23 protein-coding genes, 1 rRNA gene, 1 pseudogene and 1 other annotated feature are annotated in these 24,771 nt (G+C 50.5%); of the genes and pseudogenes, 12 read left to right on the top strand and 13 right to left on the bottom strand.

The features are described from left to right. Nucleotides 1-84: 84 nt before the first annotated feature. Entirely contained in the window at nucleotides 85-1,746 is a 1,662-nt protein-coding gene (gene recN, locus QUF14_RS16610; RefSeq protein ID WP_100733560.1) for a DNA repair protein RecN, read from the bottom strand. 85 nt (nucleotides 1,747-1,831) lie between these two features. After that, nucleotides 1,832-2,710: an NAD(+) kinase gene (gene nadK, locus QUF14_RS16605; RefSeq protein WP_001059169.1), complete on the bottom strand. Its 879-nt coding sequence runs from the start codon at nucleotides 2,708-2,710 to the stop codon at nucleotides 1,832-1,834. A gap of 121 nt (nucleotides 2,711-2,831) precedes the next feature. On the opposite strand from nadK, the gene grpE reads away from it, so the two are divergent. Beyond that, the gene (grpE, locus tag QUF14_RS16600) at nucleotides 2,832-3,425 is read left to right on the top strand and encodes a nucleotide exchange factor GrpE (protein ID WP_001296310.1); all 594 of its coding nucleotides are present in this window, start codon (nucleotides 2,832-2,834) and stop codon (nucleotides 3,423-3,425) included. A gap of 54 nt (nucleotides 3,426-3,479) precedes the next feature. Here grpE and QUF14_RS16595 read toward each other — a convergent pair whose 3' ends face one another. Both QUF14_RS16595 and QUF14_RS16590 read right to left on the bottom strand, forming a co-directional pair. Then, the gene (locus QUF14_RS16595) at nucleotides 3,480-4,766 is read right to left on the bottom strand and encodes an HlyC/CorC family transporter (protein WP_010723175.1); all 1,287 of its coding nucleotides are present in this window, start codon (nucleotides 4,764-4,766) and stop codon (nucleotides 3,480-3,482) included. Between the two features lie 20 nt (nucleotides 4,767-4,786). Further along, entirely contained in the window at nucleotides 4,787-5,578 is a 792-nt protein-coding gene (locus QUF14_RS16590) for a cytochrome C assembly family protein (protein WP_001338897.1), read from the bottom strand. Between the two features lie 166 nt (nucleotides 5,579-5,744). On the opposite strand from QUF14_RS16590, the gene ffh reads away from it, so the two are divergent. From ffh to rplS, 5 genes are all read left to right on the top strand, one after another. After that, nucleotides 5,745-7,106, top strand: coding sequence for a signal recognition particle protein (gene ffh / locus QUF14_RS16585; protein WP_000460035.1), 1,362 nt, complete (start codon nucleotides 5,745-5,747; stop codon nucleotides 7,104-7,106). Nucleotides 7,107-7,242: 136 nt separating this feature from the next. Continuing rightward, a complete protein-coding gene (gene rpsP, locus QUF14_RS16580; protein ID WP_000256450.1) occupies nucleotides 7,243-7,491 on the top strand; it encodes a 30S ribosomal protein S16 in 249 nt (82 codons plus the stop codon). An 18-nt stretch (nucleotides 7,492-7,509) separates the two neighbouring features. Then, entirely contained in the window at nucleotides 7,510-8,058 is a 549-nt protein-coding gene (rimM, locus tag QUF14_RS16575; RefSeq protein ID WP_000043335.1) for a ribosome maturation factor RimM, read from the top strand. Nucleotides 8,059-8,088: 30 nt separating this feature from the next. Next, nucleotides 8,089-8,856 carry a tRNA (guanosine(37)-N1)-methyltransferase TrmD gene (trmD, locus tag QUF14_RS16570; RefSeq protein WP_000264781.1) on the top strand — a complete coding sequence of 256 codons (768 nt, stop codon included), beginning with the start codon at nucleotides 8,089-8,091 and terminating at the stop codon, nucleotides 8,854-8,856. A 41-nt stretch (nucleotides 8,857-8,897) separates the two neighbouring features. After that, on the top strand, nucleotides 8,898-9,245 hold the full coding sequence (gene rplS, locus QUF14_RS16565; protein ID WP_000065253.1) for a 50S ribosomal protein L19: 348 nt from the start codon (nucleotides 8,898-8,900) through the stop codon (nucleotides 9,243-9,245). Nucleotides 9,246-9,321: 76 nt separating this feature from the next. On the opposite strand, the gene QUF14_RS16560 is transcribed toward rplS, so the two are convergent. From QUF14_RS16560 to QUF14_RS16545, 4 genes are all read right to left on the bottom strand, one after another. Then, a complete protein-coding gene (locus QUF14_RS16560) occupies nucleotides 9,322-9,804 on the bottom strand; it encodes an OmpA family protein (RefSeq protein WP_000589843.1) in 483 nt (160 codons plus the stop codon). A gap of 15 nt (nucleotides 9,805-9,819) precedes the next feature. Next, nucleotides 9,820-11,046: a diguanylate cyclase DgcN/YfiN gene (gene dgcN / locus QUF14_RS16555; protein WP_286333067.1), complete on the bottom strand. Its 1,227-nt coding sequence runs from the start codon at nucleotides 11,044-11,046 to the stop codon at nucleotides 9,820-9,822. Continuing rightward, nucleotides 11,036-11,554, bottom strand: coding sequence for a regulatory sequestration protein YfiR (yfiR, locus tag QUF14_RS16550; RefSeq protein ID WP_001212403.1), 519 nt, complete (start codon nucleotides 11,552-11,554; stop codon nucleotides 11,036-11,038). The genes dgcN and yfiR overlap by 11 nt, the downstream gene beginning before the upstream one ends. Nucleotides 11,555-11,703: 149 nt before the next feature. After that, on the bottom strand, nucleotides 11,704-12,069 hold the full coding sequence (locus tag QUF14_RS16545; RefSeq protein WP_024212107.1) for a DUF2799 domain-containing protein: 366 nt from the start codon (nucleotides 12,067-12,069) through the stop codon (nucleotides 11,704-11,706). Between the two features lie 209 nt (nucleotides 12,070-12,278). Here QUF14_RS16545 and aroF point away from each other — a divergent pair, with 209 nt between their 5' ends. Together aroF and tyrA are read left to right on the top strand one after the other, a co-directional pair. Continuing rightward, the gene (gene aroF / locus QUF14_RS16540; RefSeq protein ID WP_001168045.1) at nucleotides 12,279-13,349 is read left to right on the top strand and encodes a 3-deoxy-7-phosphoheptulonate synthase AroF; all 1,071 of its coding nucleotides are present in this window, start codon (nucleotides 12,279-12,281) and stop codon (nucleotides 13,347-13,349) included. A gap of 10 nt (nucleotides 13,350-13,359) precedes the next feature. Next, complete coding sequence (gene tyrA, locus QUF14_RS16535) at nucleotides 13,360-14,481, top strand: bifunctional chorismate mutase/prephenate dehydrogenase (RefSeq protein WP_000225210.1); 1,122 nt, start codon at nucleotides 13,360-13,362, stop codon at nucleotides 14,479-14,481. 42 nt (nucleotides 14,482-14,523) lie between these two features. On the opposite strand, the gene pheA is transcribed toward tyrA, so the two are convergent. The 5 genes and pseudogenes from pheA to bamD all read right to left on the bottom strand — a co-directional run bounded on the left by pheA (nucleotide 14,524) and on the right by bamD (nucleotide 18,105). After that, on the bottom strand, nucleotides 14,524-15,684 hold the full coding sequence (pheA, locus tag QUF14_RS16530; RefSeq protein ID WP_000200113.1) for a bifunctional chorismate mutase/prephenate dehydratase: 1,161 nt from the start codon (nucleotides 15,682-15,684) through the stop codon (nucleotides 14,524-14,526). 21 nt (nucleotides 15,685-15,705) lie between these two features. Then, nucleotides 15,706-15,831 (bottom strand) — a sequence feature (Phe leader region). Next, nucleotides 15,783-15,830 carry a pheA operon leader peptide PheL gene (gene pheL, locus QUF14_RS16525; RefSeq protein ID WP_001386991.1) on the bottom strand — a complete coding sequence of 16 codons (48 nt, stop codon included), beginning with the start codon at nucleotides 15,828-15,830 and terminating at the stop codon, nucleotides 15,783-15,785. (Overlaps the previous feature by 48 nt.) A gap of 102 nt (nucleotides 15,832-15,933) precedes the next feature. Further along, on the bottom strand, nucleotides 15,934-16,275 hold the full coding sequence (gene raiA / locus QUF14_RS16520; protein ID WP_000178456.1) for a ribosome-associated translation inhibitor RaiA: 342 nt from the start codon (nucleotides 16,273-16,275) through the stop codon (nucleotides 15,934-15,936). A gap of 259 nt (nucleotides 16,276-16,534) precedes the next feature. Then, nucleotides 16,535-17,246, bottom strand: a pseudogene (locus QUF14_RS16515) (IS4 family transposase). A gap of 121 nt (nucleotides 17,247-17,367) precedes the next feature. Beyond that, nucleotides 17,368-18,105, bottom strand: a complete 738-nt coding sequence (gene bamD / locus QUF14_RS16510) for an outer membrane protein assembly factor BamD (RefSeq protein ID WP_000197686.1) — start codon at nucleotides 18,103-18,105, stop codon at nucleotides 17,368-17,370. A gap of 134 nt (nucleotides 18,106-18,239) precedes the next feature. On the opposite strand from bamD, the gene rluD reads away from it, so the two are divergent. The 4 genes from rluD to QUF14_RS16490 all read left to right on the top strand — a co-directional run bounded on the left by rluD (nucleotide 18,240) and on the right by QUF14_RS16490 (nucleotide 24,634). Then, on the top strand, nucleotides 18,240-19,220 hold the full coding sequence (gene rluD / locus QUF14_RS16505; protein WP_000079112.1) for a 23S rRNA pseudouridine(1911/1915/1917) synthase RluD: 981 nt from the start codon (nucleotides 18,240-18,242) through the stop codon (nucleotides 19,218-19,220). Further along, nucleotides 19,217-19,948, top strand: a complete 732-nt coding sequence (gene yfiH / locus QUF14_RS16500) for a purine nucleoside phosphorylase YfiH (RefSeq protein ID WP_000040131.1) — start codon at nucleotides 19,217-19,219, stop codon at nucleotides 19,946-19,948. The genes rluD and yfiH overlap by 4 nt, the downstream gene beginning before the upstream one ends. Nucleotides 19,949-20,077: 129 nt before the next feature. After that, nucleotides 20,078-22,651 (top strand): ATP-dependent chaperone ClpB, encoded by a 2,574-nt coding sequence (clpB, locus tag QUF14_RS16495; RefSeq protein WP_100733558.1) that lies wholly within the window; start codon nucleotides 20,078-20,080, stop codon nucleotides 22,649-22,651. Nucleotides 22,652-23,092: 441 nt separating this feature from the next. Further along, nucleotides 23,093-24,634: ribosomal RNA gene (locus QUF14_RS16490) — 16S ribosomal RNA — on the top strand. Nucleotides 24,635-24,771: the final 137 nt, after the last annotated feature.

Below are 24,771 nucleotides of genomic sequence, written 5' to 3'. Positions count from 1 at the left end.
AGACCTTTCATCACTTTAAAACCTTTTGCTTTCCGGTCTTACGGCGTTTTGCTGTTTACTCTGACCGTGAAGCAGGAAAAAAGTTTACGCCGCAAGCAGTTCTTTCGCATTCGCCAGTGTGTTACGTGTGACTTCACTGCCACCAAGCAGGCGCGCCAGCTCTTGTAACCGCGCTTTTTTGTCCAGCGACTCCATATGCGTTTCTGTCATCGCACCATCGGTTTCTTTGCTGACAAAATAGTGTTGATGACCACATCCCGCGACTTGTGGCAGGTGGGTAACACACATCACCTGAGTTGATTCGCCGAGTTGACGCAGCAGTTTGCCGACAACTGCCGCTGTTGGACCGCTAATCCCTACATCCACTTCATCAAAAATCAGTGCCGGGGTTTCCATTTTACGCGCTGTGATGACCTGAATTACCAATGCGATGCGGGACAATTCACCACCAGATGCGACTTTGGCAATAGGCTGCATTGGCTGACCTGGGTTGGTGGTTACCCGAAACTCAATACGATCAGCGCCGTCAGCGCCCAGGTGATGCTCATCAAATTTAACATCAATCGTAAACTGCCCATGCGGCATAGAGAGTGCATGCATACTGTCGGTGATCAGCTGTGCCAACTCATTTGCATAATGCTGGCGTTGCTGGTGTAACGCGCGCGCCGTTTCCAGTGCCTGCTGATGATGTTTCGTTACCGCCAGCGCGAGCGTTTCTTGTGAGTCGGCCTGATCGTCCAGTTGCTGCTGCTCTTCCAGTAGCGACTGGTAATACTGTGGCAATACCTCAGGGCTGACGTGATGTTTACGTGCCAGCGAAATCTGTTTTGAGATGCGCTGTTCAAGTTCAAACAGTCGGTTGGGATCGAGATCCAGACGATCGCAGTAGTGGCGTAGTTCGTCGCTGGCTTCAACAATCTGGATGGTAGCTTCTTCCAGCATATCAAGTACGCCGGACAGTTTGCTGTCCATGCCAATCAATTCGCTCACCAGTTGTTTAGCCGTGTAAAGCTGACTTTGCAGGTTTGCGTCTTCACCGTCGGCCATTAATGCCAATGCATTCTGGCTGGTGGTCAACAATTGACCGCTGTTCGCCAGGCGTTTGTACTCTTCGTCGATTTGCTCAAACTCTCCGGGCTGCGGATTAAATTCGTTAAGTTCTTTTAATTGGTATTGCAGCAGCTCCGCACGAGCGGCGCGTTCCTGACTTAACTGTTGATGATGCGCGAGGTCGCGGCAGCTTTGATGCCACAACTGATAACGTGCGGTCATTTCCTGAAGCAGAGAGGTTTCATTAGCATAGCCATCAAGTAGGAATTTTTGGTGCTCGGGTTTGGTGAGTAATTGATGGGCGTGCTGACCATGGATCTGAATGAGCAACTGGCCCAGTTCGCGCAGTTGTGACAGTGGAACAGCTGTACCGTTGATAAAACCACGAGAGCGACCATCGCTACTGATTACGCGACGAAGCAGGCATTCACGGCCATCTTCCAGTTGGTTTTCTTCCAGCCAGCGCAGTGCTGCGGGTGTATCTTTCAGAGAAAAACGGGCGCACAGATCTGCGCGAGCAGCGCCGGTACGCACCATGTCGGCTTCAGCGCGACCGCCGAGACAAAGGCCCAGGGCATCTATTGCAATAGATTTACCCGCGCCAGTCTCGCCGGTGATTACGGTCATGCCGCTGTGAAAATCAATCTCAAGCTCACGAACGATAGCAAAGTTGCTGATGGTCAGTTGTGCCAACATAGTTGTTTTCCTGTATGAAAAACCATTACTGTTATTGTGTACAGTATAAACTGGTTTTATATACAGTAAAGAGGCTGGCGTAAAATTAGAATAATTTTTTTGACCAGCCGAGCTTGGTGCTTAATGTATTGAAATAGCTGTAATCTTTCGGATGAATCAGATTCAGATGGTAATCACAGCGACGAATCAGGACATCTTCTCCTTCCTGAATCGGTAGTGCTATCTGGCTGTCGCAACTGATTTCCAGGTCGTTACGGCGATGTGAAAAACGCAGACGGATCGTGCTGCTGCTGTTTATGACCAGTGGTCGTGCTGACAACGTATGCGGGAACATGGGCACCAGGGTAATCGCATCCAGAGAAGGCGTCAGGATTGGACCGCCTGCCGAGAGAGAATAGGCAGTAGAGCCTGTAGGTGTCGAAATAATCAGGCCATCGGAACGCTGCGAAAACGCAAAGATCTCGTCGATATATACTTCGAATTCAATCATATGCGCCACTTTTCCTGGGTGAAGCACCACTTCATTTATCGCGGTGCTGATGCGCTTTTGGCAATCTTGCTGACAGACTTGCGCTTCCAGCAAAAAACGTTTCTCGCTGATGTAGTGACCTTCCAGCACATCGGCTAATTGTTGCTGAGCGTTATCGGGGTCAAGGTCGGTCAGGAAACCCAGGTTGCCACGGTTGATTCCAATAACTTTAATATCGTAACGGGCGAGTGTGCGCGCCGCGCCCAGCATATTACCGTCGCCACCAACGACTACCGCGAGATCAGCCAGTTGCCCAATCTCCGCGAGCGTGCCAGTTTTCACATTCTTCAGTTGCAGTTCGTGAGCGATTTGTTGCTCGACGATGACCTCGTAACCTTTTGTGCACAGCCAGCGGTAGAGCATTTCATGTGTTGTCAGTGCAGTAGGGTGCCGTGGGTGTCCCACAATGCCAATACACTTGAAATGATTATTCATTTTTCCGAGGTCCTTGTTGCGAAGATTGATGACAATGTGAGTGCTTCCCTTGAAACCCTGAAACTGATCCCCATAATAAGCGAAGTTAGCGAGATGAATGCGAAAAAACGCGGAGAAATTCATGAGTAGTAAAGAACAGAAAACGCCTGAGGGGCAAGCCCCGGAAGAAATTATCATGGATCAGCACGAAGAGATTGAGGCAGTTGAGCCAGAAGCTTCTGCTGAGCAGGTGGATCCGCGCGATGAAAAAATTGCGAATCTCGAAGCTCAGCTGGCTGAAGCCCAGACCCGTGAACGTGACGGCATTTTGCGCGTAAAAGCCGAAATGGAAAACCTGCGTCGCCGTACTGAACTGGATATCGAAAAAGCACATAAATTCGCGCTGGAGAAATTCATCAACGAATTGCTGCCGGTGATTGATAGCCTGGATCGTGCGCTGGAAGTGGCTGATAAAGCTAACCCGGATATGTCCGCGATGGTTGAAGGTATTGAGCTGACGCTGAAGTCGATGCTGGATGTTGTGCGTAAGTTTGGCGTTGAAGTGATCGCCGAAACTAACGTGCCGCTGGACCCGAACGTGCATCAGGCCATCGCAATGGTGGAATCTGATGACGTTGCGCCAGGTAACGTACTGGGTATTATGCAGAAGGGTTATACGCTGAATGGTCGTACGATTCGTGCGGCGATGGTTACTGTAGCGAAAGCAAAAGCTTAATTTCTGCTTTCGTAATAAATCACGGCCCAGCATGCGAATGCCGGGCCGTTTTCGTTACTCCGCCACACTCTCACGCAGCGGTTTTACAGGAAAAACTTTTACCTGTTTAATCATATTGTCCTGTACGTCGAGAATATCGATATCGTACTCGCCAATACGCACGCGAGTTCCTGCGACAGGAATCTCTTCCAGTGCCTCAAGAATGACGCCATTAACCGTTCGTGCATCATCTTCCGGTAGATGCCAGTTGAAGGCTTTGTTGATTTCCCGCACGTTGGCAGTGCCATCGATAATCACCGAACCGTCGTTTTGCGGCGTGACCTCTTCGGCGAGCGTTGGCGACATCGACGTGGTGAAATCACCAACAATCTCTTCGAGAATATCTTCGACCGTCACCAGACCCTGAATATCTCCATACTCGTTGACGACCAGGCCGACTTTCTTTTTGTTGCGCTGAAACTTCACCAGCTGCGTGCTGAGCGGCGTACCTTCCGGGACAAAATAGATTTCGTCCGCGGCGCGTAGCATGGTTTCTTTGGTGAACTCTTTTTTTTCCGACATGAGTCGCCAGGCTTCACGTACTCGCAGCATACTGATGGCGTCGTCAAGCGAGTCACGGTAGAGCACGATGCGTCCGTGAGGTGAGTGGGAGAGTTGGCGGAGAATCGATTTCCAGTCATCGTTGATATCAATACCGATAATTTCACTACGCGGCACCATGATGTCATCGACGGTCATCTTTTCCAGATCGAGTACCGACAGCAGCATATCCTGATTGCGACGGGAAATTTGTGAGCGCGATTCGTGCACGATAGTACGCAACTCTTCTTTGCTCAAAGAGCCGCTAACCACGATATCGGTTTTGATGCCCATCATGCGCATTAACATTCGGGTAATAGCATTCAGCAACCAGACCAGCGGCATCATCAAAATTTGTAGCGGTGCCAGCAGAAAACTACTTGGATAGGCGACTTTTTCCGGGTACAGCGCGGCAATGGTTTTCGGCAATACTTCAGCAAAAACCAGTACGACAAAAGTAAGCACACCAGTCGCAATTGCCACGCCCGCATCCCCGTACAAACGCATCCCCACAATAGTGCCGAGCGCGGAAGCAAGAATATTGACCAGGTTATTGCCGATTAACACCAGGCTTATCAGGCGGTCTGGCTTACGCAGCAATTTTTCGACGCGTTTGGCCGAGCGATTACCCTGTTTCGCCATATGCCGCAGACGATAGCGGTTGAGTGTCATCATTCCGGTTTCGGACCCGGAAAAATAGGCTGAAATGACCACCATGATGATCAGAATAATGATCAACGTAGTAGTAGAAATGTGTTCCAGGGGAAACTCCTTTTCTGGGATTAGCTGATTAACTGCTGGACAATTCGGCTACCGAAGTAGGCCAGTGTCAGAATGACCGCACCCGCAACGTTAAACCAGACGACGCGGCGTCCACGCCATCCTTCATGATAATGTCCCCACAGCAGCACAATATAGACAAACCACGCCACGATAGAGAGCACGGCCTTGTCGATATTTTCCATGCTAAATAAGTTGTGCATGTAGAACAGACCAGTGCAAAGAGTGAGCGTTAACAGCACCACGCCAATCTGCGTGATGTGGAACATTTTACGCTCAATACTCATCAACGGCGGCATTTCCTGGTTAAACGCCAGCTTCTTGTTCTTCAGTTGGTAATCAATCCACGCCAGTTGTAATGCATACAGAGCGGCGATAATCAGCGTGGCATAGGAAAAGAGCGATAAGCCAATGTGAACCAGCATCCCAGGCGTTGCTTCCAGATGGGTGATGTATTCATTGGGCATAAAGGTGGCCAGCGCCAGGTTGATAAGCGCAAAGGCATAGACAATGGGTAGCAGCAACCAGCCACGATTGCGAGAAGCCACGATGGTCATTACCGTACAGATCATCAAACTGACCAGCGAACCAACGTTCAGCAGGCTGAGGTTTTGTCCGCTATCACCGTCGGGCAAGATGCGGGCTTCCAGAGCGATTGCGTGGCAGACCAGCGCGATGACCGCAGAAATAATAGCCATGCGCCGCCAGCCGCCGTTTTTTTGCAGCAGACCGGGAACAATCAGCGCAAGACTGACGGAGTAGGCGACAAGCGCGAGCAGAGCAAAAACGGGCATAGTAATGTCGACAGTTTGAGCAATAAGAAAGAGAAGCAGTATAGCGTCAGGTGAACGCTGCTCCAACCGTTGCATAACAACAAAGACGCCTTCATGTTATACTGCGGCAAAATACTGATGATGTGTCGCGATTGCGGCCAACCGTTTCCACCCCAGGCGAGAGACAATGTTTGATAATTTAACCGATCGTTTGTCGCGCACGCTGCGCAATATCAGTGGCCGTGGACGCCTCACTGAAGACAACGTAAAAGATACGCTGCGCGAAGTGCGCATGGCGCTGCTGGAGGCGGACGTCGCCCTGCCGGTAGTGCGTGAGTTTATCAATCGCGTAAAAGAGAAAGCGGTTGGTCATGAAGTTAATAAGAGCCTGACGCCGGGGCAGGAGTTCGTCAAAATCGTCCGTAACGAACTGGTTGCGGCGATGGGCGAAGAGAACCAGACCCTGAATCTGGCTGCGCAACCGCCAGCGGTGGTACTGATGGCGGGCCTGCAAGGTGCCGGTAAAACAACCAGCGTGGGCAAGCTCGGTAAGTTCCTGCGTGAGAAGCACAAGAAAAAAGTGCTGGTGGTTTCTGCCGACGTTTATCGTCCGGCGGCAATCAAACAGCTGGAGACGCTGGCAGAGCAGGTGGGTGTTGATTTCTTCCCTTCTGATGTTGGTCAGAAGCCGGTTGATATCGTTAACGCGGCGCTGAAAGAAGCCAAACTGAAATTCTACGACGTGTTGCTGGTGGATACCGCCGGTCGTTTGCACGTTGACGAAGCGATGATGGACGAGATCAAGCAGGTCCATGCATCGATTAATCCGGTTGAAACTTTGTTCGTGGTTGACGCCATGACCGGTCAGGATGCGGCCAATACGGCAAAAGCATTCAATGAAGCGTTACCGCTGACCGGTGTGGTACTGACTAAAGTCGACGGCGATGCCCGTGGCGGTGCGGCGCTCTCTATTCGTCACATTACGGGCAAACCGATCAAGTTCCTCGGTGTTGGCGAGAAAACTGAGGCGCTGGAGCCGTTCCATCCGGACCGTATCGCTTCCCGTATTCTCGGCATGGGCGACGTACTGTCGCTGATCGAAGATATCGAAAGCAAAGTTGACCGCGCGCAGGCAGAGAAATTAGCCAGCAAGCTGAAAAAAGGTGACGGCTTCGATCTCAACGACTTCCTTGAGCAACTGCGCCAGATGAAAAATATGGGCGGCATGGCTAGCCTGATGGGCAAACTGCCGGGCATGGGGCAGATCCCGGATAACGTCAAGTCGCAGATGGACGATAAAGTGCTGGTGCGTATGGAAGCCATCATCAACTCGATGACGATGAAAGAGCGCGCTAAGCCAGAAATCATCAAAGGTTCGCGTAAACGCCGTATCGCTGCCGGTTGCGGTATGCAGGTGCAGGACGTTAACCGTCTTCTGAAACAGTTCGACGACATGCAGCGCATGATGAAGAAAATGAAGAAGGGCGGAATGGCGAAGATGATGAGAAGCATGAAAGGGATGATGCCGCCGGGATTTCCTGGTCGCTAAATGACCTTATGCGACAGAGTTATTAACTGCTGATTGCATTTTCTCCAGAAATCAGTAAAATTTTCGGGCTTTTAATATGACACCGGACTCCGTTCCTCGATGGGGTCCGGTTGTTTTATTCACACAAGAGGATGTTATGGTAACTATTCGTTTAGCACGTCACGGCGCTAAAAAGCGTCCGTTCTACCAGGTTGTTGTCGCTGACAGCCGTAATGCACGCAACGGTCGCTTCATCGAGCGCGTTGGTTTCTTCAACCCAATCGCTAGCGAAAAAGAAGAAGGCACTCGCCTGGATCTGGATCGCATCGCTCACTGGGTTGGCCAGGGCGCAACTATTTCTGATCGCGTTGCTGCGCTGATCAAAGAAGTAAACAAAGCAGCTTAATCTGTCACGGTGGTCATGATGAGCAAACAACTCACCGCGCAAGCACCTGTTGATCCCATCGTTTTGGGAAAAATGGGTTCGTCTTACGGTATTCGTGGGTGGCTCAGAGTGTTTTCTTCCACCGAAGACGCCGAAAGCATTTTTGACTATCAGCCCTGGTTTATCCAGAAGGCGGGTCAGTGGCAGCAAGTCCAGCTGGAAAGCTGGAAGCACCACAATCAGGACATGATCATCAAGCTGAAAGGCGTTGACGATCGTGATGCGGCGAACCTGCTGACGAATTGTGAAATTGTCGTGGATTCATCGCAGCTGCCTCAGCTTGAAGAGGGTGACTACTACTGGAAAGACCTGATGGGCTGCCAGGTAGTAACCACTGAAGGCTACGATCTCGGTAAAGTCGTCGATATGATGGAAACCGGATCTAATGACGTTCTCGTCATTAAGGCAAACCTGAAAGATGCGTTTGGTATCAAGGAACGACTTGTACCGTTCCTCGATGGGCAGGTTATCAAGAAAGTCGATCTCACTACTCGTTCAATCGAAGTAGATTGGGATCCTGGTTTTTAAACCACCGGATAAACGGTAAAAGACGGCGCTATGTGGATTGGCATAATTAGCCTGTTTCCTGAAATGTTCCGCGCAATTACCGATTACGGGGTAACTGGCCGGGCAGTTAAAAATGGCCTGCTGAGCATCCAGAGCTGGAGTCCTCGTGACTTCACGCATGACCGGCACCGTACCGTGGACGATCGTCCTTACGGCGGCGGACCGGGGATGTTAATGATGGTGCAACCTTTACGGGACGCCATTCATGCAGCAAAAGCCGCGGCGGGTGAAGGCGCAAAGGTGATTTATCTGTCACCGCAGGGGCGCAAGCTTGATCAAGCAGGCGTCAGCGAACTGGCAACGAATCAAAAATTGATTCTGGTGTGCGGTCGCTACGAAGGTATAGATGAGCGCGTGATCCAAACCGAAATTGACGAAGAATGGTCAATCGGCGATTACGTTCTCAGTGGTGGTGAGTTACCCGCAATGACGCTGATTGACTCCGTTTCCCGGTTTATTCCGGGAGTACTGGGACATGAAGCTTCGGCAACGGAAGACTCCTTTGCTGAAGGATTGCTGGATTGCCCGCACTATACGCGGCCTGAGGTGTTAGAAGGGATGGAAGTTCCGTCAGTGTTACTGTCGGGCAACCATGCCGAGATACGTCGCTGGCGTTTGAAACAGTCGCTGGGCCGTACCTGGCTTAGAAGACCTGAACTTCTGGAAAACCTGGCTCTGACTGAAGAGCAAGCAAGGTTGCTGGCGGAGTTCAAAACGGAACACGCACAACAGCAACATAAACATGATGGGATGGCGTAAGCCCCCGAGATATCAGTTTACCCAGGATAAGAGATTAAATTATGAGCAACATTATTAAGCAACTTGAACAAGAGCAGATGAAGCAGGACGTACCTTCCTTCCGTCCGGGTGATACCGTGGAAGTGAAAGTATGGGTTGTTGAAGGTTCCAAAAAACGTCTGCAGGCATTCGAGGGCGTGGTTATCGCTATTCGTAACCGCGGTCTGCACTCTGCATTCACTGTTCGTAAAATTTCCAACGGCGAAGGCGTTGAGCGTGTCTTCCAGACTCACTCTCCGGTAGTTGACAGCATTTCTGTCAAACGTCGTGGTGCTGTTCGTAAAGCTAAACTGTACTACCTGCGTGAGCGTACTGGTAAGGCTGCTCGTATCAAAGAGCGTCTTAACTAAGATTTCGCTTAAGCGACATCCTGTTAAGAAGGGCTGGCCAATTGGCTGGCCCTTTTTTTGTCTGTTTGCTCGTGTTTTAAGGGGTTGTAATCACCACTGCGACGCGGCGGTTCTCGGCGCGACCCTGGGCGGTCTTGTTACTGGCTATGGGATATTTTTTTCCTAAACCCTGTGTGGTGAGATTTCTGCGCGGAATTTGTCCACCCATAGCCCATGCATCGGCCACAACATTCGCCCGTTTCAATGATAAGGCTTCGTTGTAACTGTCTTCACCATAGTTGTCGGTGTGTCCATCCATACGGGCATGCGTTAGCCCTGTCGAGGCCAATTTGGCTGCCATGGTTTGGATCTGTTGCTGGCTTTCCGGGAGCAATTTGTAGTCATTTTTTGCGAACAGAATGGCATCTGATAATCCCAGCGACCAGTCGCCGGCGGATTCAGTAAATCCATAAGATTGCATAGCGGCAACTTGCTCAGGAGTAAACTTTCCCTGAGGGGACTGGCAGCCAGTCAGTACTAGCGAGGTGAAAATCAGGGGTGCTACCAGGTGCTTTATCATATCGATATATCCTTGTTATCTCACCAGCTTTTCGGCACGCTGGTGTTTGGCCTGATACATATTGTGATCGGCCAGCTCTTGTAATTTTTCCGCAGAGGCATGCTCAATGGTCATCGCGTAACCAATGCTTAATGTCATGGTGGTCTGATGACCATTATGAAGATCAAACGGGCGATTAAAGATTTGTGTCAGTGCTGAGCAAATCCGCTGTACTTCGGATTCCGACTGTACACCAAAGAGGACCATCGCAAATTCATCGCCGCCTATGCGGTATGCTTTATGTTGCAGCCCGCCAAATTCAGCTAACCGTTTTGCTACCTCAATCAAGACACGATCGCCCGTCGCATGACCCCAGGTATCATTGATATATTTGAAATTATCGCCATCAAGAAATAGTAACGCCGACGTTTTTCGGGCGTCGGAACTGCTCATCAACGTGTTGATGCCGCTACGAAACGCAGCCCGGTTCGCCAGCCCGGTTAATGGGTCATGTAGCGCGGTACGTAGCAGCTGCGCATTTTTAGCCTGTAAGCGAAGCTGCCACTCTTCCATTTCATCCAGCAGACTGTTGAAGTCGAGAGCGAAGCGGTGAAACTCAGCGATACGTTCTTCCGAAACTCGTCGGGAAAAATTGCGGTTGGAACGCACATCATGTACGACATCGGTGATATTTTTCAGCGCTTCCACCAGGCCATTGTGCAAATGGCGGGTGAGGGTAATTGCGATGCCTGATGCCAGCAGAATACAACCGGTCAGGACAGCGAGCGAAAACCAGATAAAATGGCTGATCGAGCTGTCGCGAGCGGTTAAGCGTACTTCGCCAATGGTTTCACCATTGTGACGAATCGGCTGAGTGATGGGGGCAGGGAAGAGCCAGTGGCTTATGAAATTGCTGAAAGTATCGCCTGGATCCTTACGGGGGTAATGCCAGGATGCCAGAATATTTTGCTGCTTATCACGCACTTCTGCAGTTGAAAATTGCCCTTGCTTCCCCAGCGCTGCCAGTGTTTGAGTTGCTGCAGGGCCATCGGCAAAAACGACCGCTGCTTCCAGACTGTAAGTCATTGTTGCTGCTGTCAGTGCCAGGTTTTTTTGCGCGTACTGTTTCAGGGTCAGCACCGAGGTCACGGAAAGCAGCAACCAGATCAGCATCATAGTGATAAATATGCTGGTCATACTGATGTTGCGTAATGCTCTTTTAAACGTGGGGCGCTTATTAAGAGAATTATCGTTATCCATCATTTTTCTTCCGTGCGAGCATTAAGACATCCGGGTTGACCTTTACACCGCTACGCGATAAGGCATCCAGGTTTACGGCAAATCTGACGTCATTATTGTGGATGATCAGACAAAAGGCGCTACCAATAATGCAATCGGTATTTTGTTCGGCAATTAATAATAACGCCTTTGACGGATATTGTTCGGTTAATTCCATCTGGAATGTCGGTGACTCCTTGCCAAAATAAAAACCATTGCAGCCTGAAATCATCGCCTCTTGTTGAGTGTGAATGATGACAGGCAAATAAGGCAAAGATGTCGCGGCATTCTCTTGTAGGGCGGTACTAAAACGTGAAGATGAAAAGATACATAACTTTGGTGGCCCTGATAGCACGGGCCAGCGGGTGTAACTGACAATACCGGAAACCATCATACGCACGTTTTTCGCAACGTCAGAAGGTTCCTGAGCGAGTATTGGTGCTCCCGTCAGCAGGAGAATCAGCAGTAAGAACAGTCGGTGAGAAAAACGCATTCAGGGATCCTCACCATCTTCGCTCGAAATGCATCGATATTTTTTCAGAATGCTCATTAAAATATCATTCTTTCATGCGTTCGTCATCAATGTGAGAAATAAAACACAATGAGTAGAATCTCATGTTTAATTTATTTGTGGGGGTTTAATTAATTTAATCGTATTGTGCTGGCATTTTCATCAGCCCCTTTTTGCCATACTTCATGCAGTTGGCTGGCATTTTCAACATTGTTGCAGCTGGCAGGAAAGCTTTTACCGGAAAGTCCTCGGGCATAAGTAAAATCGGTCTGGCAAGTTTTCTTTTGTCCTTCGGCATATCCTTTAAGGTATAGACCGCGATCCGCCTGTGAATCGCTAAATACATCGTCTTCTTTTATGGCGTTGCCCGATATCGCATCTTCCATACCAACATCATACCAGTCGGTGCTGGTCAAGGTTGGCGCGTGAGTATAAGGATCAATCTGACATCCGCTAACCAGTAAAGCCAACAAGGGGGCGATAAACTTTTTCATCATTTCTTTCTCCTTTTTCAAAGCATAGCGGATTGTTTTCAAAGGCGATGTAAATTTATTTATACATAAACAAGGGTTAAAAGCGCGAATAAATTGCTTGTGTAAAGAAAAATGTACGAAATATGGATTGAAAACTTTACTTTATGTGTTATCGTTACGTCATCCTCGCTGAGGATCAACTATCGCAAACGAGCATAAACAGGATCGCCATCATGCAAAAAGACGCGCTGAATAACGTACATATTACCGACGAACAAGTTTTAATGACTCCGGAACAACTGAAGGCCGCTTTTCCATTAAGCCTGCAACAGGAAGCCCAGATTGCTGACTCGCGTAAAACCATTTCAGATATTATCGCCGGGCGCGATCCTCGTTTGTTGGTAGTATGTGGTCCTTGTTCCATTCATGATCCGGAAACTGCTCTGGAATATGCTCGTCGATTTAAAGCCCTTGCCGCAGAGGTCAGCGATAGCCTCTATCTGGTAATGCGCGTCTATTTTGAAAAACCCCGTACCACTGTCGGTTGGAAAGGGTTGATTAACGATCCCCATATGGATGGCTCTTTTGATGTAGAAGCCGGGCTGCAGATCGCGCGTAAATTGCTGCTTGAGCTGGTGAATATGGGACTGCCACTGGCGACGGAAGCGTTAGATCCTAATAGCCCGCAATACCTGGGCGATCTGTTTAGCTGGTCAGCAATTGGTGCTCGTACAACGGAATCGCAAACACACCGTGAAATGGCCTCCGGGCTTTCCATGCCGGTTGGTTTTAAAAACGGCACCGACGGCAGCCTTGCAACGGCTATTAACGCTATGCGTGCCGCCGCCCAGCCGCACCGTTTTGTTGGCATTAACCAGGCAGGGCAGGTTGCGTTGCTACAAACTCAGGGGAATCCGGACGGGCATGTGATCCTGCGCGGTGGTAAAGCGCCGAACTATAGCCCTGCGGATGTTGCGCAATGTGAAAAAGAGATGGAACAGGCGGGACTGCGCCCGTCTCTGATGGTAGATTGCAGCCACGGTAATTCCAATAAAGATTATCGCCGTCAGCCTGCGGTGGCAGAATCCGTGGTTGCTCAAATCAAAGATGGCAATCGCTCAATTATTGGTCTGATGATCGAAAGTAATATCCACGAGGGCAATCAGTCTTCCGAGCAACCGCGCAGTGAAATGAAATACGGTGTATCCGTAACCGATGCCTGCATTAGTTGGGAAATGACCGATGCCTTGCTGCGTGAAATTCATCAGGATCTGAACGGGCAGCTGACGGCTCGCGTGGCTTAAGAGGTTTATTATGGTTGCTGAATTGACCGCATTACGCGATCAAATTGATGAAGTCGATAAAGCGCTGCTGAATTTATTAGCGAAGCGTCTGGAACTGGTTGCTGAAGTTGGCGAGGTGAAAAGCCGCTTTGGACTGCCTATTTATGTTCCGGAGCGCGAGGCATCTATGCTGGCCTCGCGGCGTGCAGAGGCGGAAGCTCTGGGTGTACCGCCAGATCTGATTGAGGATGTTTTGCGTCGGGTGATGCGTGAATCTTACTCCAGTGAAAACGACAAAGGATTTAAAACGCTTTGTCCGTCTCTGCGTCCGGTGGTTATCGTCGGTGGTGGCGGTCAGATGGGACGTCTGTTCGAGAAGATGCTGGCACTCTCGGGTTATCAGGTGCGGATTCTGGAGCAACATGACTGGGATCGAGCGGCTGATATTGTTGCCGATGCCGGAATGGTGATTGTTAGTGTGCCCATCCACGTTACTGAACAAGTTATTGGCAAATTACCGCCTTTACCGAAAGATTGTATTCTGGTCGATCTGGCATCGGTGAAAAATGGACCATTACAGGCCATGCTGGCGGCGCATGATGGTCCGGTGCTGGGGTTACACCCGATGTTCGGCCCGGACAGCGGTAGCCTGGCAAAGCAAGTTGTGGTCTGGTGTGATGGACGTAAGCCGGAAGCATACCAATGGTTTCTGGAGCAAATTCAGGTCTGGGGCGCTCGGCTGCATCGTATTAGCGCTGTCGAGCACGATCAGAATATGGCGTTTATTCAGGCACTGCGCCACTTTGCTACTTTTGCTTATGGGCTGCACCTGGCAGAAGAAAATGTTCAGCTTGAGCAACTTCTGGCGCTTTCTTCGCCGATTTACCGCCTTGAGCTGGCGATGGTTGGGCGACTGTTTGCTCAGGATCCGCAACTGTATGCCGACATTATTATGTCGTCAGAGCGTAATCTGGCGTTAATCAAACGTTACTATAAGCGTTTCGGCGAGGCGATTGAGTTGCTGGAGCAGGGCGATAAGCAGGCGTTTATTGACAGTTTCCGCAAGGTGGAGCACTGGTTCGGCGATTACGCACAGCGTTTTCAGAGTGAAAGCCGCGTGTTATTGCGTCAGGCGAATGACAGTCGCCAGTAATAATCCAGTGCCGGGTGGCGTGTTTCACCCGGCACGATTTCATTATGCCGGATCGACTGGTACCACATTCTCGCTTGGGTAACAGCCCAGGACTTTCATCGAGCGAGTGATTTCACCTAGCTCTTTCAACGCCTGTTGCATTTCCGCTGATTCCAGATTGGCCTGAATATCCAGATAAAACATCTCTTCCCACGGGTTTCCGTGAATCGGGCGTGATTCCAGACGGGTCATAATCAGATTGTGGTTGCGCAGTACCAGCAACGCTTCAACCAGCGCACCAGCTTGTTGTCCGGTCGCCATTAACAACGTCGTTTTCGCCGGAACCTGGTCAGAAACGTTAATGGCTTTACGTGCCAACACCACAAATCGGGTGAAGTTTTGTCGCTGATTCGCTTCAATATGCTCCAGTACCTGCAAACCGTACAAAGTGCCGCCAGCTTCGCTTCCCAACGCAGCAACATGCGGTGATTTTGCCTGTGCAACCTTTTCCATTGCCGCAGACGTACTTTCGGTATATTCAATCTTCCAGTGCGGATAACGATTAAGGAATTTGCTGCATTGCTGGAATGGCTGCGGATGGCTGTAGACCGTATTAATGGTGGATAAATCAGTAGTGCCGGAGACCAACAAACAATGATCGATAGTTAACGTCATCTCGCCAACAATCGACAAACTGGTATGTTGCAGCAGATCGTAAACGTCGTTTATGGCACCGGAGCTGGTATTTTCAATCGGTACGACGGCATAGTCGGCCTGGCCGGTTTCCACCTGATTAAAAATATCGGCAAATTTGGCGCAGCCACTTTCAATGAATTGCTCAAAGTGACGCGCAGCGTACTGACGAGCGGCAAGATGTGAATAGGAGCCTTTGGGGCCGAGAAAAGCGATGCGTGCTGAGTGCGGATTAATTTTATTGAGATGTTGCTGGAGCAGTGCCTGCTGAGTTAATACGGAATCTTCAATGATGAGCTGGAACAGGCGAGTAATGTAATGGGCGTCCAGATGGTGCGCTTTACCGAGCGTAATTAATCTTTCCAGCAAATCGCGTTCGCGATCAATATCACGTACCGGGCGATGCGAGAGCAGTTTGGCTTTTCCCACCTCGACGGCCAGTTCGCGCCGCTCTGCCAGTAATGCTAATAATTTTTCATCCAGCGCGCTGATTTTCTCTCGCAGCGCCAGTAACGGGTTTTCCGATGTCATAGTGTTGCCTTTTTGTTATCAATAAAAAAGGCCCCCCGGTTTGGGAGGCCTTATTGTTCGTCTTCGCATTCTGTTTCACACGACGAAACGCCTCCCATTCAGGGGAAGGTAAAAAAGAATGCGAAGAAAAACGGCGTGTGTTTCATGTTTGTTTCCTTAGGTGACTTCAGTACAGTACCCGTACTGTTTTCTCGCTGTCAACAAAAAACGCGCCCGAAGGCGCGTTGGCGATACACTCAATATAAAGGACTACTCTTCTTCAACTTCTTCGACGAAGTTGGCGTCTTTCACCGATGTTGCGGCACGACGTGCTTCGCCTTTGTGCTGCAGTTTATTGAGCTGCCGTTCCAGCTTGTTGATCAATTCGTTAATTGCGGTGTACATATCTTCATGTTTACCACTGGCAACCAGAACGCCGTTAGGAGTATTGATTGTGGCGTCAGCAACAAAACCTTGTGGCTCTTTGGACAGAATGATATGTGGATTAATCAGATGTGTTTGCCATTTTTCCAGTTTGGCGAGACGGTCTGCGACATGTTGGCGGATGGCCGGAGTAATTTCCATTTGTTTGCTGGTAATGTTCATTGTCATAAATTTTACCTCTTGTCTTCCCGTCTTGGTGAATTCAGCATACCGTTCCTGATGTCAAAATGTGTGATGGAAATCTCATAATTTTGTCACTTTTTGTCAACGAATCTTTTTTGTGAGAAATCGCAGGAAGAGGTGTTTTTTTACTTGAGGAATATCTCAAAGCGAGCCATATTCGATGAGATCGATAGTGACTAAATCGCTTCAGTTTCACAACTAACAGAATAAAAAAACGGCAGCTCAAGGCTGTAATGCCAGTCAGTTAAGCAACTGACTGGCTCTTTTTTGGGGCTGTGGGGTATTTCCAGGGCCTCTCCTTTACCACTCTCGGGAAGGCCCTTTCCCTTCTTGTCGGTAATTTCACAAGTTGTCCCATACTTGCAAGATCGCGCATCAGCTCCGGTATACGTCCCGGTGAAGCGCATGGCGTCCGTCATCGACGTCAGCAGATGGCTGGTCAGTTCCATCTGGCAGACCATTTTGACCTGCGGGTAGAGCGCCGGGGTCCCGGTATGTGTCTGGCGAGGGAAGGCTGCATCGTTCTCTGGTGTATCCGGTGTGCGCCAGAACACACCATCGATGGCCAGCAGGGTCAGGCCGCACCAGTGCGGATGCGGCGTGGCGTTATGCCAGAGCTGCGCTGTTTTCGTGAACACGCGGCGGACAGCCTCACTTCCCAGGCGCTGGCGGGCCTGAATAACGGCACTGGGGGCAACGAAGGGGCGATTGCCCGGCAGCATGATGTCCAGGCGATTCACAATCTGGTGAAGAGGTTCTTTACGCTCAAGCGCCATGCCAACAATACACCAGACCATCATTTCGAGGGGAAGACGGCGCTTGCGTAGCGTTACAGTACCTGATTCGGCAAGGCAACGAGAGATGAGTTCGGGGTCGAGGTAATCCCCCAGAGAAGTCAGTGGGTTACGCAGAGAATCGTAACGGGATACCAAATCAAGGGCCTGTCCAATGAGCATAAAAAAAATCCGGAAACGAGTGAGCGTTTCCGGATTCTTACACAGGCACTGGATCGGTCAACTGATCCTTAACTGATCGGCATTACAGCTCAAGGCTGCCGTTTTGTGTTTCAGGTTTCTGTTATGTATTGCTGCTGTTTGCGGCGATGATTTTCGCTACTTTTTCAGCTTGCGCATTCATCTGCATCTGACGGTATGCATTTTCCATCAGCGGCAGCGCATCACGCGTAGCCTGGGTATCCGGATAGTCGCGCAACATGCCTTCTACGCGGTTAACGACAGCAACCCATGCACCACGTTCTGTATAATACTCGGCAACGGAGTATTCATATTTCGCCAGACGATCTTTCAGGAATACCAGACGTTTGGTGGCATCGGTGGTGTACTGACTGTTCGGATAGCCGCGCACCAGTTTGGAAAAGTCACTAAACGCAGCTCGTGCATGTTGAGGATCGCGATCGCTACGATCGACGCCAAAGAACCCTTGCAGTGCACTGTCATCGAGCGCCATATTGGTCAGGCCACGCATGTACATGACATAATCGATATTCGGATGGGTCGGGTTAAGGCGAATAAAACGATCGATGGCAGCCTGTGCTAACGGCAAATCGGCGTTTTTATAGTAGGCGTAGATGAGATCCAGCTGCACCTGCTGCGAATACGGACCAAACGGATAGCGATTATCTAACGCTTCCAGTTGCGTTATTGCCTGTCTCCAGTTACCGTCCTGCAGCTTTTGTTGTGCAGTCGCGTAAATTTCATTTGGCGGATTATCAGGTACTTCTTCCTTTGACCCCGAGCAACCCGCCAAAAACAGGCTTAGTGTGGCGGCTGCCACCAGATATTTCATGCGCGTCATGACGTTTTGACTTTCCTCAAAATGTAATACGGGAGATTCTCTGTTCCTGCTCCCGGTTAAGACCAGCTACAATAGCACACTATATTAAACGGCAAAGCCGTAAAACCCCAACGATAAACGAAGAAGCAGTATATATGGCACAACGAGTACAGCTCACTGCAACGGTGTCCGAAAACCAACTCGGTCAACGCTTAGATCAGGCTTTGGCCGAAATGTTCCCGGATTATTCACGTTCGCGAATAAAAGAATGGATCCTCGACCAGCGCGTGCTGGTTAACGGCAAAGTTTGTGATAAGCCGAAAGAAAAAGTATTGGGTGGCGAGCAGGTGGCCATCAACGCTGAGATTGAAGAAGAAGCGCGTTTTGAACCGCAGGATATCCCGCTGGATATCGTCTATGAAGATGAAGATATCATCGTCATTAATAAACCGCGCGACCTGGTGGTACATCCTGGCGCGGGTAACCCGGATGGCACGGTACTGAATGCGTTGCTTCATTATTATCCGCCCATTGCCGATGTACCGCGTGCGGGCATCGTCCATCGTCTGGATAAAGACACCACCGGCCTGATGGTTGTGGCAAAAACCGTTCCGGCTCAGACGCGTTTAGTCGAATCTTTGCAACGGCGTGAAATTACTCGTGAGTATGAAGCGGTGGCAATTGGTCATATGACCGCTGGCGGTACAGTAGATGAACCAATCAGCCGCCACCCGACCAAACGTACTCACATGGCGGTGCATCCGATGGGTAAACCGGCGGTCACTCACTATCGCATCATGGAACACTTCCGTGTGCACACGCGTCTGCGGTTGCGTCTGGAAACCGGACGTACGCACCAGATCCGCGTGCATATGGCCCATATCACTCATCCGCTGGTGGGCGATCCGGTTTATGGCGGCCGTCCGCGTCCGCCAAAAGGTGCTTCGGAAGCGTTTATCTCCACGCTGCGTAAGTTTGACCGCCAGGCGCTTCATGCAACCATGCTGCGTCTTTATCACCCGATCTCCGGCATCGAAATGGAATGGCATGCGCCTATTCCACAAGATATGGTGGAGCTGATTGAGGTGATGCGCGCCGATTTCGAAGAGCATAAGGATGAAGTGGACTGGTTATGAGTAAGCTGATTGTCCCGCAGTGGCCGCTGCCAAAAGGTGTTGCGGCCTGTAGCTCTACCCGTATCGGCGGCGTGAGCTTGCCGCCGTATGACTCGCTCAACCTCGGTGCCCATTGTGGCGATAACCCGGATCACGTCGAGGAAAATCGTAAGCGACTTTTTGCTGCGGGCAATTTGCCTTCAAAACCGGTCTGGCTTGAGCAGGTACACGGCAAAGATGTGCTTAAGCTTACTGGCGAACCTTATGCCTCAAAACGAGCAGATGCCTCTTATAGCAACACGCCCGGCACGGTTTGCGCCGTGATGACGGCTGACTGCCTCCCTGTGCTGTTTTGCAATCGAGCGGGAACGGAAGTCGCCGCCGCTCATGCTGGCTGGCGTGGACTGTGCGCAGGCGTGCTGGAAGAGACGGTTTCCTGTTTTGCTGATAATCCCGAAAACATTCTCGCCTGGTTAGGGCCGGCAATTGGTCCACGCGCGTTTGAAGTGGGAGCGGAGGTTCGCGAGGCGTTTATGGCAGTAGACGCCAAAGCGAGTGCAGCTTTCATTAAGCATGGAGATAAATATCTGGCGGATATTTATCAGCTTGCCCGGCAGCGTCTGGCGAACGTTGGTGTTGAGCAAATTTTCGGCGGCGACCGTTGTACATATACGGAAAATGAGACATTCTTCTCTTATCGTCGCGACAAGACCACCGGTCGTATGGCAAGTTTCATTTGGCTGATATAACCTAAAGAATCAAGACGATCCGGTACGCGTGATTTTCTTTTCACATTAATCTGGTCAATAACCTTGAATAATTGAGGGATGACCTCATTTAATCTCCAGTAGCAACTTTGATCCGTTATGGGAGGAGTTATGCGTCTGGATCGTCTTACTAATAAATTCCAGCTTGCTCTTGCCGATGCCCAATCACTTGCACTCGGGCACGACAACCAATTCATCGAACCACTTCATTTAATGAGCGCCCTGCTGAATCAGGAAGGGGGTTCGGTTAGTCCTTTATTAACATCCGCCGGCATCAATGCTGGTCAGTTGCGCACAGATATCAATCAGGCATTAAATCGTTTACCGCAGGTTGAAGGCACTGGCGGCGATGTCCAGCCCTCACAGGATCTGGTGCGCGTTCTTAATCTTTGCGACAAGCTGGCGCAAAAACGTGGTGATAACTTTATCTCGTCAGAACTGTTCGTTCTGGCGGCACTTGAGTCTCGCGGCACGCTGGCCGACATCCTGAAAGCAGCAGGGGCGACCACCGCCAACATTACTCAAGCGATTGAACAAATGCGTGGAGGTGAAAGCGTGAACGATCAAGGAGCTGAAGACCAACGTCAGGCTTTGAAAAAATACACTATCGACCTCACCGAACGAGCTGAACAAGGCAAACTCGATCCGGTGATTGGCCGTGATGAAGAAATTCGCCGTACCATTCAGGTACTGCAACGTCGTACTAAAAATAACCCGGTACTGATTGGCGAACCAGGCGTCGGTAAAACTGCCATCGTTGAAGGTCTGGCGCAGCGTATTATCAATGGCGAAGTGCCGGAAGGGTTGAAAGGCCGCCGCGTACTGGCGCTGGATATGGGCGCGCTGGTGGCTGGGGCGAAATATCGCGGTGAGTTTGAAGAACGTTTAAAAGGCGTACTTAACGATCTTGCTAAACAGGAAGGGAACGTCATCCTGTTTATCGACGAATTACATACCATGGTCGGCGCGGGTAAAGCCGATGGCGCAATGGACGCCGGAAACATGCTGAAACCGGCGCTGGCGCGTGGTGAATTGCACTGCGTAGGTGCCACGACGCTTGACGAATATCGCCAGTACATCGAAAAAGATGCTGCGCTGGAACGTCGTTTCCAGAAAGTGTTTGTTGCCGAGCCTTCTGTTGAAGACACCATTGCTATTCTGCGTGGCCTGAAAGAACGTTACGAACTGCACCACCATGTGCAAATTACTGACCCGGCAATTGTTGCAGCGGCGACGTTGTCTCATCGCTACATTGCGGACCGTCAGCTGCCGGATAAAGCCATCGACCTGATCGATGAAGCAGCATCCAGCATTCGTATGCAGATTGACTCAAAACCAGAAGAACTCGACCGACTCGATCGTCGTATCATCCAGCTCAAACTGGAACAACAGGCGTTAATGAAAGAGTCTGATGAAGCCAGTAAAAAACGCCTGGATATGCTCAACGAAGAACTGAGCGACAAAGAACGTCAGTATTCCGAGTTAGAAGAAGAGTGGAAAGCTGAGAAAGCGTCGCTTTCTGGTACGCAGACCATTAAAGCGGAACTGGAACAGGCGAAAATCGCCATTGAACAGGCTCGCCGTGTGGGTGATCTGGCGCGGATGTCTGAACTGCAATACGGCAAAATTCCAGAACTGGAAAAGCAACTGGAAGCCGCAACGCAGCTCGAAGGCAAAACTATGCGTCTCTTGCGTAATAAAGTGACCGACGCCGAAATTGCTGAAGTGCTGGCGCGTTGGACGGGGATTCCGGTTTCTCGCATGATGGAAAGCGAGCGCGAAAAACTGCTGCGTATGGAGCAAGAGCTGCACCATCGCGTTATTGGTCAGAACGAAGCGGTTGATGCGGTATCTAACGCTATTCGTCGTAGCCGTGCGGGGCTTGCTGACCCGAATCGCCCGATTGGTTCATTCCTCTTCCTCGGCCCAACGGGTGTGGGGAAAACTGAGCTTTGTAAGGCGCTGGCGAACTTTATGTTTGATAGCGACGAGGCGATGGTCCGTATCGATATGTCCGAGTTTATGGAGAAACACTCGGTGTCTCGTCTGGTTGGTGCGCCTCCGGGATATGTCGGTTATGAAGAAGGTGGCTACCTGACCGAAGCGGTGCGTCGTCGTCCGTATTCCGTCATCCTGCTGGATGAAGTGGAAAAAGCGCATCCGGATGTCTTCAACATTCTGTTGCAGGTACTGGATGATGGGCGTCTGACTGACGGGCAGGGGAGAACGGTCGACTTCCGTAATACGGTGGTCATTATGACCTCTAACCTCGGTTCCGATTTGATTCAGGAACGCTTCGGTGAACTGGATTATGCGCACATGAAAGAGCTGGTACTCGGTGTGGTAAGCCATAACTTCCGTCCGGAATTTATTAACCGTATCGATGAAGTGGTGGTCTTCCATCCGCTGGGTGAACAGCACATTGCGTCGATTGCGCAGATTCAGTTGAAACGTCTGTACAAACGTCTGGAAGAACGTGGTTATGAAACCCACATTTCTGACGAGGCGCTGAAACTGCTGAGCGAGAACGGTTACGATCCGGTCTATGGTGCACGTCCTCTGAAACGTGCTATCCAGCAGCAGATCGAAAACCCGCTGGCACAGCAAATACTGTCTGGTGAATTGGTTCCGGGTAAAGTTATTCGCCTGGAAGTTAATGAAGACAGGATTGTCGCCGTCCAGTAATGATAAAACGAGTCCTTCGGGGCTCGTTTTTGTCTATAAATTAGACGGAAAAGACTATATTCAAGATGTTTTGCCTGAAAAATGAGCGAACGATAAAGTTTTTATATTTTTCGCTTGTCAGGCCGGAATAACTCCCTATAATGCGCCATCACTGACACGGAACAACGGCAAACACGCCGCCGGGTCAGCGAGGTTCTCCTGAGAATCTCGACAGAGAAAAGCAAAAAAATGCTTGACTCTGTAGCGGGAAAGCGTATTATGCACACCCCGCGCCGCTGAGAAAAAGCGAAGCGGCACTGCTCTTTAACAATTTATCAGACAATCTGTGTGGGCACTCGAAGATACGGATTCTTAACGTCGCAAGACGAAAAATGAATACCAAGTCTCAAGAGTGAACACGTAATTCATTACGAAGTTTAATTCTTTGAGCATCAAACTTTTAAATTGAAGAGTTTGATCATGGCTCAGATTGAACGCTGGCGGCAGGCCTAACACATGCAAGTCGAACGGTAACAGGAATCAGCTTGCTGATTTGCTGACGAGTGGCGGACGGGTGAGTAATGTCTGGGAAACTGCCTGATGGAGGGGGATAACTACTGGAAACGGTAGCTAATACCGCATAACGTCGCAAGACCAAAGAGGGGGACCTTCGGGCCTCTTGCCATCGGATGTGCCCAGATGGGATTAGCTAGTAGGTGGGGTAACGGCTCACCTAGGCGACGATCCCTAGCTGGTCTGAGAGGATGACCAGCCACACTGGAACTGAGACACGGTCCAGACTCCTACGGGAGGCAGCAGTGGGGAATATTGCACAATGGGCGCAAGCCTGATGCAGCCATGCCGCGTGTATGAAGAAGGCCTTCGGGTTGTAAAGTACTTTCAGCGGGGAGGAAGGGAGTAAAGTTAATACCTTTGCTCATTGACGTTACCCGCAGAAGAAGCACCGGCTAACTCCGTGCCAGCAGCCGCGGTAATACGGAGGGTGCAAGCGTTAATCGGAATTACTGGGCGTAAAGCGCACGCAGGCGGTTTGTTAAGTCAGATGTGAAATCCCCGGGCTCAACCTGGGAACTGCATCTGATACTGGCAAGCTTGAGTCTCGTAGAGGGGGGTAGAATTCCAGGTGTAGCGGTGAAATGCGTAGAGATCTGGAGGAATACCGGTGGCGAAGGCGGCCCCCTGGACGAAGACTGACGCTCAGGTGCGAAAGCGTGGGGAGCAAACAGGATTAGATACCCTGGTAGTCCACGCCGTAAACGATGTCGACTTGGAGGTTGTGCCCTTGAGGCGTGGCTTCCGGAGCTAACGCGTTAAGTCGACCGCCTGGGGAGTACGGCCGCAAGGTTAAAACTCAAATGAATTGACGGGGGCCCGCACAAGCGGTGGAGCATGTGGTTTAATTCGATGCAACGCGAAGAACCTTACCTGGTCTTGACATCCACGGAAGTTTTCAGAGATGAGAATGTGCCTTCGGGAACCGTGAGACAGGTGCTGCATGGCTGTCGTCAGCTCGTGTTGTGAAATGTTGGGTTAAGTCCCGCAACGAGCGCAACCCTTATCCTTTGTTGCCAGCGGTCCGGCCGGGAACTCAAAGGAGACTGCCAGTGATAAACTGGAGGAAGGTGGGGATGACGTCAAGTCATCATGGCCCTTACGACCAGGGCTACACACGTGCTACAATGGCGCATACAAAGAGAAGCGACCTCGCGAGAGCAAGCGGACCTCATAAAGTGCGTCGTAGTCCGGATTGGAGTCTGCAACTCGACTCCATGAAGTCGGAATCGCTAGTAATCGTGGATCAGAATGCCACGGTGAATACGTTCCCGGGCCTTGTACACACCGCCCGTCACACCATGGGAGTGGGTTGCAAAAGAAGTAGGTAGCTTAACCTTCGGGAGGGCGCTTACCACTTTGTGATTCATGACTGGGGTGAAGTCGTAACAAGGTAACCGTAGGGGAACCTGCGGTTGGATCACCTCCTTACCTTAAAGAACTGTACTTTGCAGTGCTCACACAGATTGTCTGATGAAAAGTGAATAGCAAGGCGTTTACGCGTTGGGAGTGAGGCTGAAGAGAATAAGGCCGTTCGCTTTCTATTAATGAAAGCTCACCCTACACGA

Source organism: Escherichia sp. HH091_1A (assembly GCF_030295175.1).
Lineage (GTDB): Bacteria > Pseudomonadota > Gammaproteobacteria > Enterobacterales > Enterobacteriaceae > Escherichia > Escherichia coli_F.
Note: the sequence above shows the minus strand (reverse complement) of the source record. Positions and strands in the feature narration are given on the sequence as shown.